The sequence below is a fragment of the Marinobacter antarcticus genome, assembly GCF_900142385.1.
GTDB lineage: Bacteria > Pseudomonadota > Gammaproteobacteria > Pseudomonadales > Oleiphilaceae > Marinobacter > Marinobacter antarcticus.
The window spans coordinates 340629-357821 of the sequence record NZ_FRAQ01000001.1 but is presented as its reverse complement, the minus strand read 5'-3'; the positions used below and the strand labels follow the sequence as shown (position 1 = coordinate 357821).

Sequence of the window (17193 nt, the reverse complement as noted above, 5' to 3'; positions counted from 1 at the left end):
TTGCTCCGTGGTCAGATAACGCCCATGGCCTCCATGGCGCGAGCTACTTTGATGAAGCCTGTAACGTTGGCGCCGAGCACGTAATTACCTTCGGAGCCAAATTCAGCCGATGTCTCATAACAGCTCCTGTGGATCTCGATCATGATGTCCTCAAGGCGCTTCTGAGTATAGTCGAAGGACCAGGAGTCGCGGCTGGCGTTCTGCTGCATTTCCAGAGCAGACGTCGCTACGCCGCCAGCATTGGCTGCTTTACCAGGGCCATACATCAGCTTGGCTTCCTGGAAGATTGCGATGCCCTCCGGAGTTGTGGGCATGTTGGCGCCTTCAGCAATTGCGATGCAGCCGTTTTCAACCAGGGCCTTGGCATCGTTGGCATTCAGCTCATTCTGGGTAGCACACGGCAGTGCGATATCGCAGGGAACGGACCAGATGTTGCCACCTTCGACGTATTTTGCGTCTTTGTGGAATTCTGTGTAAGCACTGATGCGGCGACGCTCGACTTCCTTGATGCGTTTGACGGCTGCCAGATCAATGCCTTTCTCATCGACGATGATGCCGCTGGAATCGGAACAGGCAATAACCTTGGCGCCCAGCTCATGGGCTTTGGCTATGGCGTAAATTGCCACGTTGCCAGATCCGGAGACGACGACTTTCTTGCCTTCCATAGAATCGCCGCGTGCTTTCAGCATTTCCTGTGTAAAGAACACGGTGCCGTAGCCAGTTGCTTCGGTACGAGCGCGGCTGCCACCCCAGTCCAGGCCCTTGCCGGTGAGCACCCCGGATTCGTAGCGGTTGGTGATGCGCTTGTACTGGCCGAACAAGTAGCCGATTTCTCGTTTTCCTACGCCAATGTCACCGGCTGGAACGTCTGTATATTCACCGATGTGGCGATACAATTCGGTCATCAGGCTTTGGCAGAATCGCATGACTTCATCGTCTGAGCGGCCCTTGGGGTCAAAGTCGCTGCCACCTTTACCGCCGCCGATGGGCAGACCGGTCAGGGCGTTTTTGAAAATCTGTTCGAATCCAAGGAACTTGATAATGCCCAGATACACCGACGGGTGGAAACGCATGCCGCCCTTGTAGGGCCCCAGAGCGCTGTTGAATTCCACGCGAAAAGCACGGTTAATCTGAATTTCGCCGCTATCATCCTGCCAGGGTACCCGGAAAATGATCTGGCGCTCGGGTTCGCAGATGCGCTGGATTATTTTCTTCTCGGCAAATTCAGGGTACTTAACCAGAACCGGCCCCAGTGTTTCCAGAACTTCGTGCACAGCCTGGTGAAACTCGGTTTCACCAGGATTGCGATGCAGAACATCTTCGAATATCAGTTCCAGTTTTTCATCAAGTCGGGCGGTCATAGGGTGTTCCTCATTTCGGATCTTGCTTATTGCAGGAAAAAGAAAAGGGTGCTCGAAAATGGGGCAAAGATTGGATCACATCTCAGCCTGCTTGGCAAGAGAGTCGCGCGGTCGGCGCCCTGAATTGGTGCGCCGAGAGAGGTGCGGCATTGTGTCTCACGCGCACAGTGGCCGGCCTGTTTATCATTCCCCGGCAAGTTTTTATTCAGTCAGGCCTGCCCATGGGGAAGCAGTAGTATGAAAGAACGCGTATTCACCAGATGTGTACGGATAGCCGCTATCAGTCTTGCAGGATTGCCGGTGCTGGCATCAGCACAGGATGCCGAAGAAAACCTGGTTATCCACGTAACGGAAGGGCGCGTTAGTGACAATGCCGATGCGATATTAGCCAGCGAGCCGGTAAATCGGCTGGCATCTGATCCTTCGGTATCCCTCTCCCGAATGGGAGGCCGCGGCCTTGAACCTGTGGTTCGGGGGCAAAGCCAGGAACGAGTGGATGTTCTGCTGGACGGTATCCGGGTGGAAGGCGCCTGCCCAAATCGGATGGATCCGCCAACCAGCCGGTTGAGCAGTGCGCTGGCACCGGCCCTGGAAATAAGAACCAACAACCGTACTTTGCGCTGGGGGCCGATTGCTGGTGGGCAGGTGATTGCCACTACCGCTGATCCGCAGTTCAATGATGGTGCGACCACGGGCCATATAACCGTCGGTGGTTCAGACAATGGCAGCGGCAAACTGATAAACGCTGCGGCAGCCGTCGGCAGTGAGGATGCGTGGCTCAGGCTGTCTGGTGGTTATGACGAAGCGGACGATTACGAAGACGGCGATGGCAACAAGGTGCGTAGTGCCTATAAAAATGCCGAGGGCCGAGCTGACGCGGCCTGGACTGCGGAAAGTGGTTTTTTCATCAAGGGCATGGTCAGCCGCCAGGAAGAAAGCGATGTGAAATACGCCGGTTCCGGCATGGACGCCCCGAAAACTGACACCGACCTTTACCGCTTGGAATTTGGTGCTCCGGTGGCTGACGGTGAGTGGAGTCTGCTGACCTGGCAGGCGGATGTTGATCACACCATGGACAACTTCAGTCTGCGCCCGGTCGGGGCCATGAAAATGCAGACGGATTCCACCACACAGACCCGTGGTTTGCGCTTCACTCTTGATCAGAGCCCCAATAGCTCAACGGACTGGGCAGTCGGTGCAGATCTGGAGACCAACGACTGGGATGCCACCTTGTTCAACGTTACCAACCCAATGCCAATGGCTGTGTCATTTATGTGGCCGGGTGTGGAGCGTGAGCGTATCGGGCTTTTTGCCGAGGGTTTCCGGCGTCTTGCCAGTGATATAAAAGTCGGTGCCGGTGTTCGATACGACCGTGTTGAGATGGACGCCACCAAAGCAGACGACGTCGCGAGCATGGGCATGACCCCGGCCATGCTTTACCAGAGTGCTTACGGCACGACGGATGTAAAAGCTGAGGATAACAACGTTAGTGGATTTGTATCCGGTGAATGGCGTCTGCGGCAGAACCAGGCACTGACCCTTACCGCCAGCCACAGCGTACGCAGCCCGAGTGTTACCGAGCGTTATCTGGCCCGAAATACCATGAGTGACAGCTGGATTGGTAATCCTGATCTGGATACCGAAAAACATCACAAACTGGAGCTGGCACTGAGTGGCAGCAAAAACCAGTGGAGTTGGAAGCCGGTGGTCTGGGTCGACCAGGTAGATGATTTTGTGCTGCGCTACCAAGAGACGCCGGCCGATTGTGGCAAGCCTAAAGGCTGTACACGTTATGAGAACATTGATGCCCGGCTGTTTGGTGTTGAGATGATGGTCGGCTGGACTGACGGAACATGGGACAGCAGCAGTGCGCTGGCCTCTGTTCGTGGTGAAAACCGTGATGATGACAAAGCGCTGCCGCAGATTCCTCCGGTGCAGTTTGTGCAAACGCTGGGTTGGCAGAGTATGGGCCACCGTATTGAAGCCCAATGGCAACTGGCCCGGCGTCAGGATCGCATTGACCCGGATTCCGGGCTGGATGCGGGAACCTCTCCCGGTTATGGCGTGTTCAACCTCTCTGGCAGCCACCCGCTGATGGAGTACCTTACATTCAACTGGGCTCTGGATAACCTCTTTGATAACACCTGGGCGCCCCATGTGAGCCGCAGCAACACTGATCCATTCAATCCTGACGCTGTGCGCGTGAACGAGCCCGGGCGCACTCTGCGTGCCGCGCTGACGGCCAGATGGTAAACCCAGCAGTAGCGGTTGCCCGCTACTCATAGCCGGCGGGTAACTTTTCGCCCCGTGTGGGACCAACTTCCTGCACGGGGCTTTTTTCAGGTTAGCCTTCGTGAGTTGCCACCGTTAAGTTGTGACTACGGGTAGGTTGATATGTCTTCGTATTGAGTATATTGATAGCCTATAGTTATTAACTAATAACTTTTTCGAGGTGGTTGGTGGTGAAGCATATTGCTGTGCTGGGCGCGATTGTACTGGGGCTATTTTGTTCCAGATTAGCCCTGAGCGAAGAAACCTCTGGCAGGCTGGAGACTGTTCCGGTTGAGCGTAGTGAGCTGCAGGAGACGCTTGTTCTTGATGGCGTGATTGAGGCGGTTCAGCAGAGCACCGTGTCCGCGCAGACCAGTGGCAAAGTACAGAGGTTGCCGTTTGACGTGGATGATTCGGTGGTCGCCGGTGACCTCATCGTGCAACTGGAAAGCAGTGAACAGAGTTCACGCGTTAGCCAGGCGCAGGGTGGCCGGGACGAAGCTCGGGCAGCCTTTGCAGATGCGCAACAGCAGTTCACCCGCATTGAGGCCGTGCAAAAACGCGGCCTTGTTTCCCGGCAGGAATTAGACCAGGCGCGGAACAATCTGGCTGCAGCAAAAGCACGGCTTGAGCGCGCTGAAGCCGCTGTGGCGGAAGCCCGGGAACAGTTGAGTTACACTCGCATACTTGCGCCCTACGGCGGAATACTGACCGAGCGTCACGTGGAAATCGGTGAGTCTGTCAGCCCCGGTCAGCCCCTGCTTAGTGGTCTCTCACTGGAACAGTTGCGGGTTGTTGTAGACCTGCCCCAACAATATGCCGAGCTTGCCCGACGCGAGCGCCAGTCGCAGGTCACCCTCGCGGATGGTCGGGTGCTGGAAACCGGGGAGATGACCTTCTATCCCTATGCCAACCCGGCAACCCATACTTTCCGGCTGCGTATGCGCCTTAGTGAGCCTAACGGATCCTTGTTCCCGGGCATGCTGGTGAAGGTCGGTGTTCCGGTCGCAACCCGGGAGGTTCTCTGGATACCCGTCAGCAGTCTGGTCCGGCGCAGTGAGCTCAGAGCCGTTTTCGTGATGGATGATCAGGGTCGCCCACGGTTGCGACAGGTTCGTACCGGTGCGCAGCAGGGTGGCCGCCTGGAAATCCTGGCGGGTCTTAGTGAGGGCGAACAGGTCGTGATCCACCCTGTTGGTCTGGTTGGTACAGATCGGCTGAATCTGCCAGCTGCCGGTGTTTCTGGCGAGCGTTTGGATGGGGAGGCAGTGAATTGAGTCGCGAACTGCCTCCGGTCGGTCCTTCCGGGGCGATTGCCCGGGTTTTTCAGGATAACCATCTGACGCCCTTGCTGGCGCTGCTATCAATCATTCTGGGTGTGCTCGCAGTTGTTGTGACTCCGAAAGAGGAAGAGCCGCAGATAGACGTCACCATGGCGGATATCATGGTGGCTTTTCCGGGCGCCAGCACGCAGGAAGTAGAGAGTGCCATCGCAACTCCGGCCGAGCAGGTGATGAGTGAAATTGCCGGTGTTGAGCACGTATACTCCGTGTCCCGCCAGGGCCAGGCGATTATTACCGTGCAGTTTGAAGTCGGCATTCCACGGCAGGAAGCGCTTGTGCGGCTTTATGACCAGGTGTATTCCAACCAGGACTGGCTACCGCCGGATCTGGGCGCCACGCAGCCACTGGTCAAGCCGAAGGGCATTGATGATGTGCCGGTGATGACGCTCACGCTTTACGACCCCGTCAATGGTCATACCGGTGAAGAACTTACCCGTCTGGCCCACATGCTGGAAGTGGCGCTCAAGCGGGTGCCCGGAACCCGGGATGTTTATACGGTGGGCGGTGTGCCTGACCGGGTGGACATCCATTTTGATCCGGCTCTGCTTGCCGGGTTTAACCTTACCCTCAGCGATATCCGCGATGCCTTGAGAGCTGCTAACAGCAGCAGTCAGGATGCTCGCATTACCCGTGATAACCTCTCCATTCCGGTTCAGGTAGGCACTTTGCTGAAAAGCATGGACGATGTGCGTGCCCTCGTTGTCGGCATGCACAACGGCGCGGCTGTGTATCTGGATGATGTGGCAAACGTCAGCCGCGGCGGAACCGTTGCTGATCAGAGTGTCATGACCGGCTTCGGGCCGGCAGCGGATGTGGGTAATGTTGGTAAGCCTGGTGATGTCTACCCGGCAGTAACATTGGCGATAGCCAAGAAACCCGGGCAAAACGCTGTGGATATCACAACCGCCATTGAGCAGCGGCTGGAGCTGATTCGCAACCGCGCCTTGCCAGAAGGTGTGGAAGTTATTGTTACCCGGGATTACGGCGAAACTGCCTCTGTTAAAGCACGCAAGCTCATTTCCGATTTGACATCCGCCACTCTGTGCGTGGTGTTGCTGGTGCTGGTGGCCATGGGCTGGCGCCAGGCGCTGATTGTCGGTATAGCCGTGCTGATCACACTGTTGCTGACGCTGGTGTTCTCCTGGGCCTGGGGCTTCACCCTGAACCGGGTTTCCCTGTTCGCACTGATTTTTTCCATCGGTATTCTGGTGGATGACGGCATCGTGATTACCGAAAACATCAACCGCCGGATCCGCAACTCCAACCTCCCGGTGCGAGATATCATTCCGGTAGCGGTGGACGAAGTGGGCACGCCCACCATTATGGCCAGCCTTACCATTATGGCGGCCTTGCTACCCATGGCGTTCGTAACAGGCCTGATGGGCCCGTACATGAGCCCCATCCCCATCAACGCATCCGCCGGTATGGTGCTATCCCAGATTGTTGCCTTTGTGGTGGCACCCTGGTTGGCACTGCGTCTGTTGAAACACCAAAAAGGTGAAACCGCGACAGAAGCTGAAGAGGCCGGCAGTTCAGCCGATGGTGTCAGCCCAATGTCCCTGAAAATCTTCGGGGGCATACTTTCACCGTTTCTGGGTGATCACCGTTGGCGTCGTCGCTTGCTAGCGCTTGGGGTGATCCTGCTGACTCTGGCCGCTTCGTCGTTACCGGTGTTTCAGGCGGTTATCATGAAAATGCTGCCTTTCGACAACAAATCCGAGCTTCAGGTTGTGGTTGATATGCCCGAGAGCACGCCGGTTGAACAGACCCAGCGGGTGCTCATGGAAATGGGGCATTACCTGGAAACCGTTGACGAAGTGACCAGCTGGCAGAGCTATGCCGGCACCGCCGCGCCCATCAACTTCAATGGGCTGGTGCGCCAGTATTATTTGCGCAGCGACCCTTATCAGGGCGACATTCAGGTAAACCTCAGCGACGAAGGTGTGCGATCCCGTCAGTCCCACGTTATTGCCCAGGCGTTGCGGGAGCCGCTGACCGCCATCGGCAATCGGTACGACGCCAGCGTCAAAATTGTTGAAGTGCCGCCGGGCCCGCCGGTGCTGTCGCCAGTGGTGGCGGAGATCTACGGCGCTGACCCTGACCAGCGCGCTGAGCTCGCCCGCTCGGTAGCATCGAGTATGGCTGAAGTGCAGGGATTGGTGGATATCGACACCACGCTGGAAGCACCCACTCGCCAATGGGAAATTTCAGTAGATCGCGCCCGGGCTGCCCGTTTTGGGGTGTCCCAGACCCAGGTCGTCGAGGCTTTGCAGTTGGCGCTGGGAGGCATGAACGTCAGCTTTTTACACGATGACCATGCCAAATATCCGGTGCCTATTCGCGTAACTCTTGAGGACGCCGATAAGGCGCAGCCGTCGGTTCTCATGTCCCTGCAGGTGCGAAGCCGCGCCGGTAATCTGGTGCCACTGGCCAGTATCGCCCAGGTACGCGAAGCCGACTGGATGGGCGCGATCTATCACAAAAACCTGCTACCGGTGACTTATGTGACGGCCGATATGGCAGGCGAGATAGATTCCCCCCTGTACGGCATGTTTGCCATGGTTGATCGCCTGAAACAGCAAGAAGGTGCGCCGGAACAGTTCTTTATTGACCAGCCGCCGTTGCCGGAAAAAGGCACGCTCAAATGGGATGGTGAGTGGAAGATTACCTACGAAACCTTCCGGGATATGGGCGCCGCCTACAGCGTGGGTATGTTCATGATTTTTGTGCTGCTGGTGGCGCAGTTCCGCTCGTATATCCTGCCGCTGGTGATTATGGCACCCATTCCGCTGACCCTGATTGGAATCATGCCCGGGCATGCCTTGCTGGGCCGGGAATTTACCGCGACCAGCATGATCGGCATGATTGCCTTAGCAGGCATTATCGTGCGCAACTCCATTTTGTTGGTTGTGTTTATCCGGCAGCTTCTGGATGAAGGCGTTGAGCTGGACAAAGCCGTAGTTCTGGCTGGTGCGGTGCGCATCAAGCCGATAGCCCTGACTGCCATATCGGCGATGGTAGGCGCTTACTTCATTCTCAATGATCCGATTTTCAACGGGCTGGCAATTTCTCTGGTGTTCGGGCTCGCGCTTTCTACCCTGCTGACGGTTCTGGTTGTGCCACTGCTGTATTACACGCTTGCCAGGCGCGGATGGGTTCATTAGCCCTAGCTACCAGTCCAGTAGCTTTGCATTTTCACAAACAGGAAAGAAGCGCTCCAGGTAATAAGCACCAACCCTGTGAGCCCTTCGATGCCGGTTAGGAAACGCAGCGGGCCAACGGGCACGATATCACCATAGCCAACGGTGGTGAAGGTGCTGAAAGAGAAGTAAACACAATCCAGCAAGCCGCCGTTGAAGTTGCCCGTCAGTGAGCCCCAAGAATCGGCGTGGTGCATGAAAAAGTAAGCGCAAGCAAAAACCCACACCTGGGCTGTATGGGCGAGCAGGATACCAAATACGGCAATCACCAGACGAAAGTGATGGCGATAGTGCATTTTGGCCAGCAGCCCGCTCAGCCGGACAAGTACCATGTGGTGCATAAGCACAACAAGCACCACAATAAGAGAATTGATGGCAGTTGCGCTGAGCAGGTTGGCATGATGTTCTGCAAGCAAACGTATAGTTCTCCTGATAGTGCACTTGATAGCATCCGTCCTGTGGCGGAGCTTTATTTACCTTAGCTGGCTAATACGCAATGTCCAAACGACTTATACCTGTAATCATCCTGGCAGCCGGTGTTCTCGGTTTTCTGTTTCTGAAAATGACCCGGCCGGAACCGGCCCAGGTCACTGCGACTGAGCGCAGCTGGCGGGTGCAGATCGAGGCGATCGAACCAGGAACCCACACGCCGGTGTTACCTCTGTATGGCGAGGTGGTGGCGCCTGAACAGATGTCTGTGGCGGCCACCCTGGCCGGCCGCATCGGTGAACGGCCTGTGGCTGAGGGTCAGCGGGTGAGCGCAGGCGAACTGCTGGTCGCTCTGGACACTCAGGATATTGAGCCTGTATTGGCCCAGGCGAAAGCGCAGGTAGCCGACCTTGACGCCCAGATCCGCTCTGAACAGGTGCGCTACCGCAACGATCAGACCGCGCTCAAAAGCGAGCAGGCGATTCTGGCCAATGCAGGCAGGCAGCTGGAGCGAACCCGCTCGCTGGTAGACCGAAATCTCGCTTCCCGGGAAAATCTTGAAAGCGTCACCGACAGTGCGGCCAGGGCCGAGCTCACAGTCAGTATTCGCCAGCGCGCACTTGATGAGCATCCGGCGCGGCTACAAAGCCTGGAGGCCAGGCTGGCTCAGGCCGAAGCAACTCTGGCGACAACGCAGCGAGATGCCGAGCGGTCCCGGGTTTTCGCCCCGTTTGACGGCATTGTAACGGACGTTCAGGTCGCTGTTGGGGATCAGGTATCCCGAAACCAGCACCTGCTTTCGATTTATCCCACACAGGGCCTGGAGCTCAGGGCAAGGGTGCCCAATATCTTCCGGGCCGAACTGCTTGCTGCTCTGGCTGAGGGTGAAAGCCTGTATGCTTTCAGTGATCAACCAGAGATTCGTTTCCGGCTTGAGCGCTTTGCTGGCACGAGCGATCCCGCCGGAACGGAGGCTATTCTTGTACTGGTCGGAGAAGGAGCTGGCCTGCGCCCCGGTACCTTGTTGCCGGTCAGTCTGGAACGACCGGAGCGCAGGGGATCTGTAGCTATCCCGTTCAGCGCTCTGTATGGCGCAGACAGTGTGTACCTGATCGCAGACGATAACCGCATGCAGCGCGTTTCTATCGAACGTGTGGGCGAAGCGCTCTCCGCCAACGGCGAACGCCGTCTGCTGATTGCCGGTGAGGTGCTGACGCTCGGTGCACGCCTGATTATTACGCATCTGCCCAATGCGCTGACGGGGCTTAAAGTGGATGTTGCCGGTGACGGGAGCTCCGCGCAATGAGGCGCAGAAAAGGCGTTATCGGTTTTTTTGTGCATCACAAGGTTGCTGGCAACCTTGTGATGCTGATGATGCTGCTTGCCGGCGCGCTGGCTCTTACGCGTATGAATGTCCAGTTCTTCCCCACCTTTGCGCTGGATGTGGTCAGCGTGCGAGTGGTCTGGAGCGGCGCCTCGGCAGAAGATGTAGAACAGGGTATTACCAACCCGCTGGAGCAACGCCTGCGCAGCGTGGATGGCCTCAAGAAGATGACTTCCACGTCGGCGCAGAGTGTGGCGTCCATTACTCTGGAGTTTGAGGAGGGCACCAATCCGATCACCGCACTGGATGATGTGCGCCAGCAGGTGGATGAGTTCAACAACCTGCCGGCAGATGCCGAGGAGCCCCGGGTTACCCGGATCGAGCGCTACGAGCCCGTCGCCCGCATGCTGGTTTTCGGAGACGTTGACCGCAGAGAGCTGCGAGCCCTGGCCTACCGATATGAAGACGAGCTCCTGCAGCAGGGTATAGATCGGGTGTCTTTCAGAGGCCTGCCAGAGCAGCAGATCAGCATTGATGTTCCCGTGGAAAGGCTGGAGGGGCTTGGGCTTACACTCGGGCATATTGCCGAACGGGTTGCTTCAGTTTCGCGGGATTTGCCCGCTGGGATAATGGCCCAGCAGGATGCGGCGCGGGAACTGCGATCGATAGAACAGCGGCGCAGCCCGCAGGCGTTCGAATCTGTGCCCGTGCTTAGCGGCGAGCGCACTCAGTTGCGCCTCGGAGACATCGCCACTGTCCGCCAGGAGGATCGCGACAATCAGGTTTCTCTCAGCCGTGGCGGCTTTCCGGCCATTGAGCTGCAGCTCCAGCGGTCGGAAAACGGCGACTCACTGGCCGCGGCTAAGGTTCTGCAGCAATGGCTCGACGAGACACGTGCCACACTGCCACCTTCGATACAGCTCGAGGTTTACGATGAGACCTGGCAACTGCTGAATGACCGCATTTCCCTTTTGACCACCAACGGCCTCGGCGGTCTGATACTGGTTGTTTGCCTGTTGTATCTGTTTCTTCCGGGTCGAGTGGCATTCTGGGTGGCGGTGGGGATTCCAACAGCATTTCTTGCGGCCCTGGGCGTGCTTTGGCTCATCGGCGGTTCCATCAACATGATCTCCCTGTTTGCGCTGATCATGGCGCTGGGGGTTATTGTGGACGATGCCATTGTGGTGGGAGAGGATGCGGACGCTCACGCCCGCATGGGTGAAGCCTCTATTTACGCCTCAGAAGGCGCCGCCAAACGCATGGTGTGGCCGGTGCTGGCCTCGTCTCTGACCACGGTCGCCGCCTTTATGCCCTTGTTGGTTGTGGGTGGCGTAATCGGCAATATCCTCGGTGATATACCGGTTGTCATGATCTGCGTGCTTATCGCGTCGCTGCTGGAGTGCTTCATTGTACTGCCGGCGCACTTGCGGCACGCCTTCAGCCCCCGGCACACGGGTAAAGGTACGCCAGAGCCTGCGCGACCCAGCCGTAATCCGGTTGCGCGTTTCCGTGCTGGTTTCGAACGCCGGTTTGATAGCTTTCGCGAAGGCCCTTTTCGCCGATTCTCCCTGCGCAGTCTGGAGCATCGGGGTATCACAATGGCCTGCGTTCTGGCGTTAGCCCTGGTTACCGTGGGGCTGCTTGCGGGTGGCCGCCTCGGGTTCAATTTTTTCCCGACGCCTGAGCCCTCGGTGCTCTACGCCAATGCCAGCTTTGTTGCGGGCACGAACAGCAAGACCGTTGATCAGTTTATGGTCGATATGCAAAAGGCATTGAATGAGGCGGAATCGGCGCTTGGCGGCAACCTCATACTGCATGCGGTTACGACGGAGGGGGCCACGTTGGGCAGTGGCGGAAGTTCTCGTACCGGTGATGAGTTGGGTTCCATAATGATTGAACTGGTGCCTTCGGATCAGCGCCCGGTACGCAACCCGGAATTCATCAACGAATGGCGCAGCCGTCTGACACTGCCCGCCGGGCTGGATAACCTGGCCATTTCAGAGCGCCAGTCAGGGCCTCCGGGCCGTGATGTGAATGTGCGGCTGACCGGTGATAATTCGGAAAACCTGAAGTTTGCGGCAGAAGAGCTGGCTCAGGCGTTATCGACCCTGCCCGGTGTTCTGGATGTCGAAGATGACATGCCCTGGGGCAGGGAACAACTTATCTATCAGGCCAGTGCCTATGGCGAGGCGCTGGGCCTCACGACAACTGACCTCGGCAGTCAGCTGCGGGCGGCATTTGATGGCAGGATCGCCCAGATCTATCAGGACGGGCGTGATGAGATGGAGGTGCGGGTGCAGCTGCCCCGGGATCAGCGCGAGCGTTTGTCTACGCTGTCTCGCGTTACCGTGCGTATTCCCGATGGACGCTTTGTACCCCTGGGGCAGGTCATGAACCTGGATCATCGCCAGGGTTTTGAGGCTCTGCGCCATGCCGACGGCAAGCTGGCCGTGGAAGTTACCTCCGCCCTCAACACCAGGGTAAGCACTACGGCCCAGATTATCGAGAGCCTGCAGGCGGAAGCCTTGCCGGATATTTCCAGCCGCTACAATGTGCGCTACAGCTTTGAGGGCAGGTCGGCGGATCAGCGGGAAACCATTGACGATATGAAAACCGGACTGCTGATCGGGGTGGCACTGATGTACGTGGTACTGGCATGGGTGTTTGCCTCCTGGAGCCTGCCGCTGATTGTGATGGCGATTATTCCGTTTGCTCTGGTAGGTGCCTTGCTGGGCCACTGGTTGATGGGGCTTCAGCTCACCGTTTTGTCATTGTTCGGGCTGTTTGGTCTGGCCGGTATTGTCGTGAACAACGCGATCATTCTGGTGTCTTTCTATAATCAGCAACGCCAGAAAGGACTGGGCATCAACGAGGCACTGAACGAGGCTGCTGTCCAGCGGGTGCGTGCCGTGCTGCTGACCTCGTTGACCACGATTGGTGGTTTGTTGCCGCTGTTGTTTGAAACTTCACTACAGGCCCAGTTCCTGATTCCGATGGCTACATCCATAGCCTTCGGTCTTGGTCTCTCTACTCTGCTGGTGCTGCTGGTTATTCCTGCCCTGTTATCCTTGCTGGAGCAGTTCAGGGAATGGCGGGCCCAGCGCCATGGCAGGGAGGCTGAACCGCTCGGGGCGTCGGAATGATCAACGACAGCAAAGTGGGGGGAATTCATGACTGAACCTTTGCTGATGGTCAGGAGCCTGAGCAAGCATTTCGTCAGTGGCAACGAAACCGTCCCGGTTATTGACGGGCTTTCGTTCACCCTCGGGCAAGGTCAGTCAATGGCGCTGACTGGCCGCTCGGGTTCCGGTAAAAGTACCCTGCTGAATCTGTTGTGTGGTCTGGAGCTGCCGGATGCCGGAACCATCACCTTGCATAATCAGGTTTTCGAGGCCGGTGATGCAGCAGTGCGGCGAAAGGCAACCGCCTGGCCGGCGTTGCGCCGACAGCATATTGGCGTGGTGTTTCAGGAAGCCAATCTGATGCCCGCACTGTCGTTACTGGATAATGTCCGTCTACGGGCCCAGCTTGCCGGCCGTGATCCGGCAAACAGTGAGGACTGGCTGGCCCGCCTGGATATCGGCGAGCTGGCCCGGCGCTACCCGGATCAGGTATCTGGCGGACAGCGTCAGCGCGCTGCCCTGGCTATGGTGTTTGCCATGGAGCCGGCACTGATTCTGGCGGACGAGCCCACCGGAAGCCTCGATCGCCATACGGCCGACGAGGTTACCCGGGTATTGTTCGATCTTCAGGCGCGCCACGGCTGCGGTCTGATTCTGGCTACCCACGACGCAGAGCTGGCCGCCGGCTGCCAACAGCACCTGGATCTCGGCCACCTGACTGGCGTATGAAAGGCTTCCTGTTTCTCTTTCGGCCTCTCTTCTTGTCTTTCTTCATGCCAAGGGCTTTGTTCAGCCACTACCGCCGTCACCCGCTGCAACTGGTTGCTCTGGCGATCATGATCCTTCTCGCTACCATGTTGTGGACGGGTGTTAGCCATCTCACCAGCCAGGCCAGGGCAAGCCTGAATCAGAGTGAACGGGCTGTGATGGAGCGCCAGCAGGTGGTTCGGGGCGATGGCCAGGCTTTGCTGGTTGAAGACTTTGTGTCACTTCGGCTTGCTGGCGTGTGTGTCATGCCTTGGCTGGAGGTGACACCTGAAACCGGAAACCGTCTTGTCGGGATTGATCCACTGGCCGCCCATTGTTTCGGAGTTGAAACTGGAACCGGTGTGTCCGAAGCCTGGAATCAGCCTCTGGATGGTAAACCCTTCGTGGATATGAATTCTGCAGCCGGCATCAGTGCCCGGGACAGCCGTTTGTTCCTGCTGGTACCTGAAACCACCCAAGCTGTTGACCTGCCGCCCAATTACCACCTGAAAACTTTCGCAACCAGCCCCGATACCGGAGAGCTTGGAGACAGCTTTCTGCTCAACCTGGAGGCCCTGGGTGTGCTGGTATTGCTTATCACTGCACTGCTGTTGCGCAGCGTCTACCTGTTGGGGCTGGCACAGCGCCGAGACAGCTTTGCCCTGCTGCATCGGTTTGGTGTGTCGCCAGGGCAGGTTCAGCGGTGGCTGGCGCTGGAGATTCTTGTGCTGGCGCTGGTATGTGTCGTGCCCGGTGTCTGGCTTGGCCGGTGGCTGGCGGCCGGGCTTGGGAGCGGGTTCGGTCAGGCTCTTGACGGACTGTTCGATATTCCCCTATACGCCGGGCAGGGGCAGAGCTGGTTAACGCCGGTGCTGGTTATGCTGGCTGTGGTCGTCATTGCCTGCCTGGGAGACCTGCTTTTTCTCAGGTTCCGCGAGCGCCTTTCCTTACCTGGGCCCGCTCGGGTGGGGTTGGCGGCAGCTTTGCTGGCAGCGGGGCTGGTGATGGCCTGGTTGGCCCCTACGCTGCCTTGGGTGTTTATTGCCGTCGCCCTGGTGTTTGCCGGTGCCGGCTGGCTGACGCCGGCCGCCGTCGCCCAGCTGGCTCACTGGCGTGCAAGTCGGGCACTCGCCCCGCTCGCCTTATGGCGCTACCGGGAGCTTGCCGTGCTGGCGCGCCGCCTGACATTGCCGCTGGTTGCCCTGCAGTTTGCTCTGGCCATGGTGCTTGCGGTTCAGGCTCTGGTCACCACGTTTGAAGACACATTTGATCGCTGGCTGGCGCAGCGGTTGGAAGCAGCCTACTACATAGAAGTGCCTGCCGGGGCTGATAGAGATAAAGCAGCCGATTGGCTCGTCAGCCAGCAGGCGCAGGTTCCGGGTTTGCAGTGGCATTGGGTGATTCGGGGTTATGCCCCGCTGGCAGATGCGGGCAATGCTGGCAGCCAGCAAGTGGATGTATTTGCGATCACACCTGTAGGCTCTTTGATACGCGGATGGACGTTGCTGGAAGCGGCGGATCGACCTTGGGAAGCCTTGGCAGCCGGTGCAGGGATCATGATTAACGAGCAGCTGGCGCGCAGGGAGAATATCGGCATTGGCGACAGCTTTCAGTTGATTCTCGGCGACCAGGCACGGGCCATGGCGGTGTTGGGCGTTTACCCGGACTACGGCCGCCCGGTTGGGGAAGTTCTGCTGAATGGTGAAACCCTTCCCGACAGTTTTAACGTCAGTTTCGAGAGCCTTTCTGTTACGCCCGGAGAGCCCGGGATCGCGCATATTACCGAGGGGCTTCAGCAAATCTGGGGCGTGGAAGCGTTATCCCTGAGAGACAATGGCACCATCCGCGAGCTGGCAACCGGTATATTTGATCAGACATTCGCGCTTACCCGCGCAATGACGCTTCTTACCCTGATTCTGGCGGCCTCGGCGTTGCTGATGATGGGTTGGGTGTTTTTCTCTACCCGTGCCTGGTACTTCCGGTTGCTGGTGGTTTGGGGCTTGCCGCAACGGAAAGTCGCAGGCCAGTTGCTGCGGCTGGCGCTATTGCTGACAGGCGGAGTGGCTGTACTGGCTTTGCCTCTGGGTATCTGGCTAACCTGGGTGTTGGTGCACCGGATCAATCCTCTGGCGTTTGGCTGGTCGTTGCCTATGGCTGTTTATCCGGCATTCTGGCTGGAGCTTGGCATTCTCAGCCTGGCTATCGGCCTGAGTATTGCGGTACTGATGCGCCGGCAGCTTGGCAAACACGCCGTTGCGCCTGCATCTGCCAGTGCTATGACGGGAGGTGAACGATGACTCGGTATTTTGGTTTTGCACTGGTTCTGTTGTTTCTGGCCGGTTGCTCCGGAGATGCCGGGGATGAAGGCTTTGCCGGCCTGGCAGGGCTTGAGAAAGACGGTGGCACGAATAATAAAGCCGAGACGTCGTATTTGCAGCCAGGCCCGGGAAACCGGCTGAGCTTTCCTGCTGACTTCGGGTCGCATCCACAACACCGCATTGAGTGGTGGTACCTCACCGCAAATCTTGAAACTGCGGCAGGAGAACCCTTGGGGTTGCAATGGACACAGTTCCGGCAGGCACTTCAGCCGAGGGCCGCAGCTGAGCCCGCACCGGTCCCATCCGAGTGGCCGTTGCAAGCCGCCTGGATGGCCCACGGCGCGGTGAGCTGGAAGGGCCAGCATTACTTTGCGGAAAAGCTTGCCCGTGGGGACATAGGTAATGCTGGGGCTATCGCTTTACCGTTCCGGGTCTGGCTGGATAACTGGCGGCTGACTGGCAATGCCGATAACAATCGCTGGCACTTGCAGGCCTTTGGCGAGAACTGGAGTTATGACTTGACGCTGAGTATTGACGGTGCGCCCGTGGCCCATGGAGAGGAGGGGTTCAGCGCCAAAGCCGCCAGTGGTGAAGGCTCGATGTATTTCAGCCTGGTGGATATTGCCATTACCGGCGAGGTGACACTGGATGGCGAGGTGCTTGCGGTCACGGGCAAAGGCTGGTTTGACCGGGAATGGAGTAGCCAGCTACTGAAAACCGGGCAGAAGGGCTGGGACTGGTTTGCGCTTCATCTGGAAAGCGGAGACAAGCTGATGGCCTTCCGTTTACGGGATGACAGCGGTAGCTTCCGGTCTGGCACTTGGCTTCCTGAAAACGGTGATGCCGTGCCATTGAACTCTGAAAAGCTGAGCCTGCAGGAACTGGATTGGCGCAAAGGCGTGCCTGTGCGCTGGCGGCTCAGCGTTCCGGCCTATCAGGTAGATCTTGAGCTGAGCGCGCCACCAGGTGATTACCTTAATCGGGGGCTTTACCCCTATTGGGAAAGCCCGGTCAGTGTGTCAGGTAGTCACTCCGGCGAGGGTTACATGGAGCTGACCGGTTATAAGGCGCAGTGAGT

At 58.0% G+C, this 17193-nt stretch carries 10 protein-coding genes; 8 read left to right on the top strand and 2 right to left on the bottom strand.

The window, feature by feature from the left end:
- Positions 1–11: 11 nt before the first annotated feature.
- The gene (gene gdhA / locus BUA49_RS01705) at positions 12–1361 is read right to left on the bottom strand and encodes an NADP-specific glutamate dehydrogenase (RefSeq protein ID WP_072795065.1); all 1350 of its coding nucleotides are present in this window, start codon (positions 1359–1361) and stop codon (positions 12–14) included.
- A 237-nt stretch (positions 1362–1598) separates the two neighbouring features.
- On the opposite strand from gdhA, the gene BUA49_RS01695 reads away from it, so the two are divergent.
- From BUA49_RS01695 to BUA49_RS01685, 3 genes are all read left to right on the top strand, one after another.
- Positions 1599–3614 carry a TonB-dependent receptor domain-containing protein gene (locus tag BUA49_RS01695; protein ID WP_175547539.1) on the top strand — a complete coding sequence of 672 codons (2016 nt, stop codon included), beginning with the start codon at positions 1599–1601 and terminating at the stop codon, positions 3612–3614.
- Between the two features lie 209 nt (positions 3615–3823).
- Positions 3824–4909 carry an efflux RND transporter periplasmic adaptor subunit gene (locus tag BUA49_RS01690; protein ID WP_175547538.1) on the top strand — a complete coding sequence of 362 codons (1086 nt, stop codon included), beginning with the start codon at positions 3824–3826 and terminating at the stop codon, positions 4907–4909.
- A complete protein-coding gene (locus BUA49_RS01685; RefSeq protein ID WP_072795062.1) occupies positions 4906–8139 on the top strand; it encodes an efflux RND transporter permease subunit in 3234 nt (1077 codons plus the stop codon). The genes BUA49_RS01690 and BUA49_RS01685 overlap by 4 nt, the downstream gene beginning before the upstream one ends.
- A gap of 2 nt (positions 8140–8141) precedes the next feature.
- Here BUA49_RS01685 and BUA49_RS01680 read toward each other — a convergent pair whose 3' ends face one another.
- On the bottom strand, positions 8142–8567 hold the full coding sequence (locus BUA49_RS01680) for a potassium channel family protein (protein WP_072797585.1): 426 nt from the start codon (positions 8565–8567) through the stop codon (positions 8142–8144).
- 104 nt (positions 8568–8671) lie between these two features.
- On the opposite strand from BUA49_RS01680, the gene BUA49_RS01675 reads away from it, so the two are divergent.
- Genes BUA49_RS01675 through BUA49_RS01655 form a run of 5 tightly spaced genes read left to right on the top strand, consistent with a single transcriptional unit; the run spans position 8672 to position 17191 of the window.
- Positions 8672–9910, top strand: coding sequence for an efflux RND transporter periplasmic adaptor subunit (locus tag BUA49_RS01675; RefSeq protein ID WP_072795061.1), 1239 nt, complete (start codon positions 8672–8674; stop codon positions 9908–9910).
- Positions 9907–13071, top strand: a complete 3165-nt coding sequence (locus BUA49_RS01670) for an efflux RND transporter permease subunit (RefSeq protein WP_072795060.1) — start codon at positions 9907–9909, stop codon at positions 13069–13071. Before BUA49_RS01675 ends, BUA49_RS01670 begins: the two co-directional genes overlap by 4 nt.
- Before the next feature lie 27 nt (positions 13072–13098).
- Positions 13099–13779, top strand: coding sequence for an ABC transporter ATP-binding protein (locus tag BUA49_RS01665; protein WP_072795059.1), 681 nt, complete (start codon positions 13099–13101; stop codon positions 13777–13779).
- 44 nt (positions 13780–13823) lie between these two features.
- Complete coding sequence (locus BUA49_RS01660) at positions 13824–16094, top strand: FtsX-like permease family protein (RefSeq protein WP_072797583.1); 2271 nt, start codon at positions 13824–13826, stop codon at positions 16092–16094.
- Positions 16091–17191 carry a lipocalin-like domain-containing protein gene (locus BUA49_RS01655; RefSeq protein ID WP_072795058.1) on the top strand — a complete coding sequence of 367 codons (1101 nt, stop codon included), beginning with the start codon at positions 16091–16093 and terminating at the stop codon, positions 17189–17191. The genes BUA49_RS01660 and BUA49_RS01655 overlap by 4 nt, the downstream gene beginning before the upstream one ends.
- Positions 17192–17193: the final 2 nt, after the last annotated feature.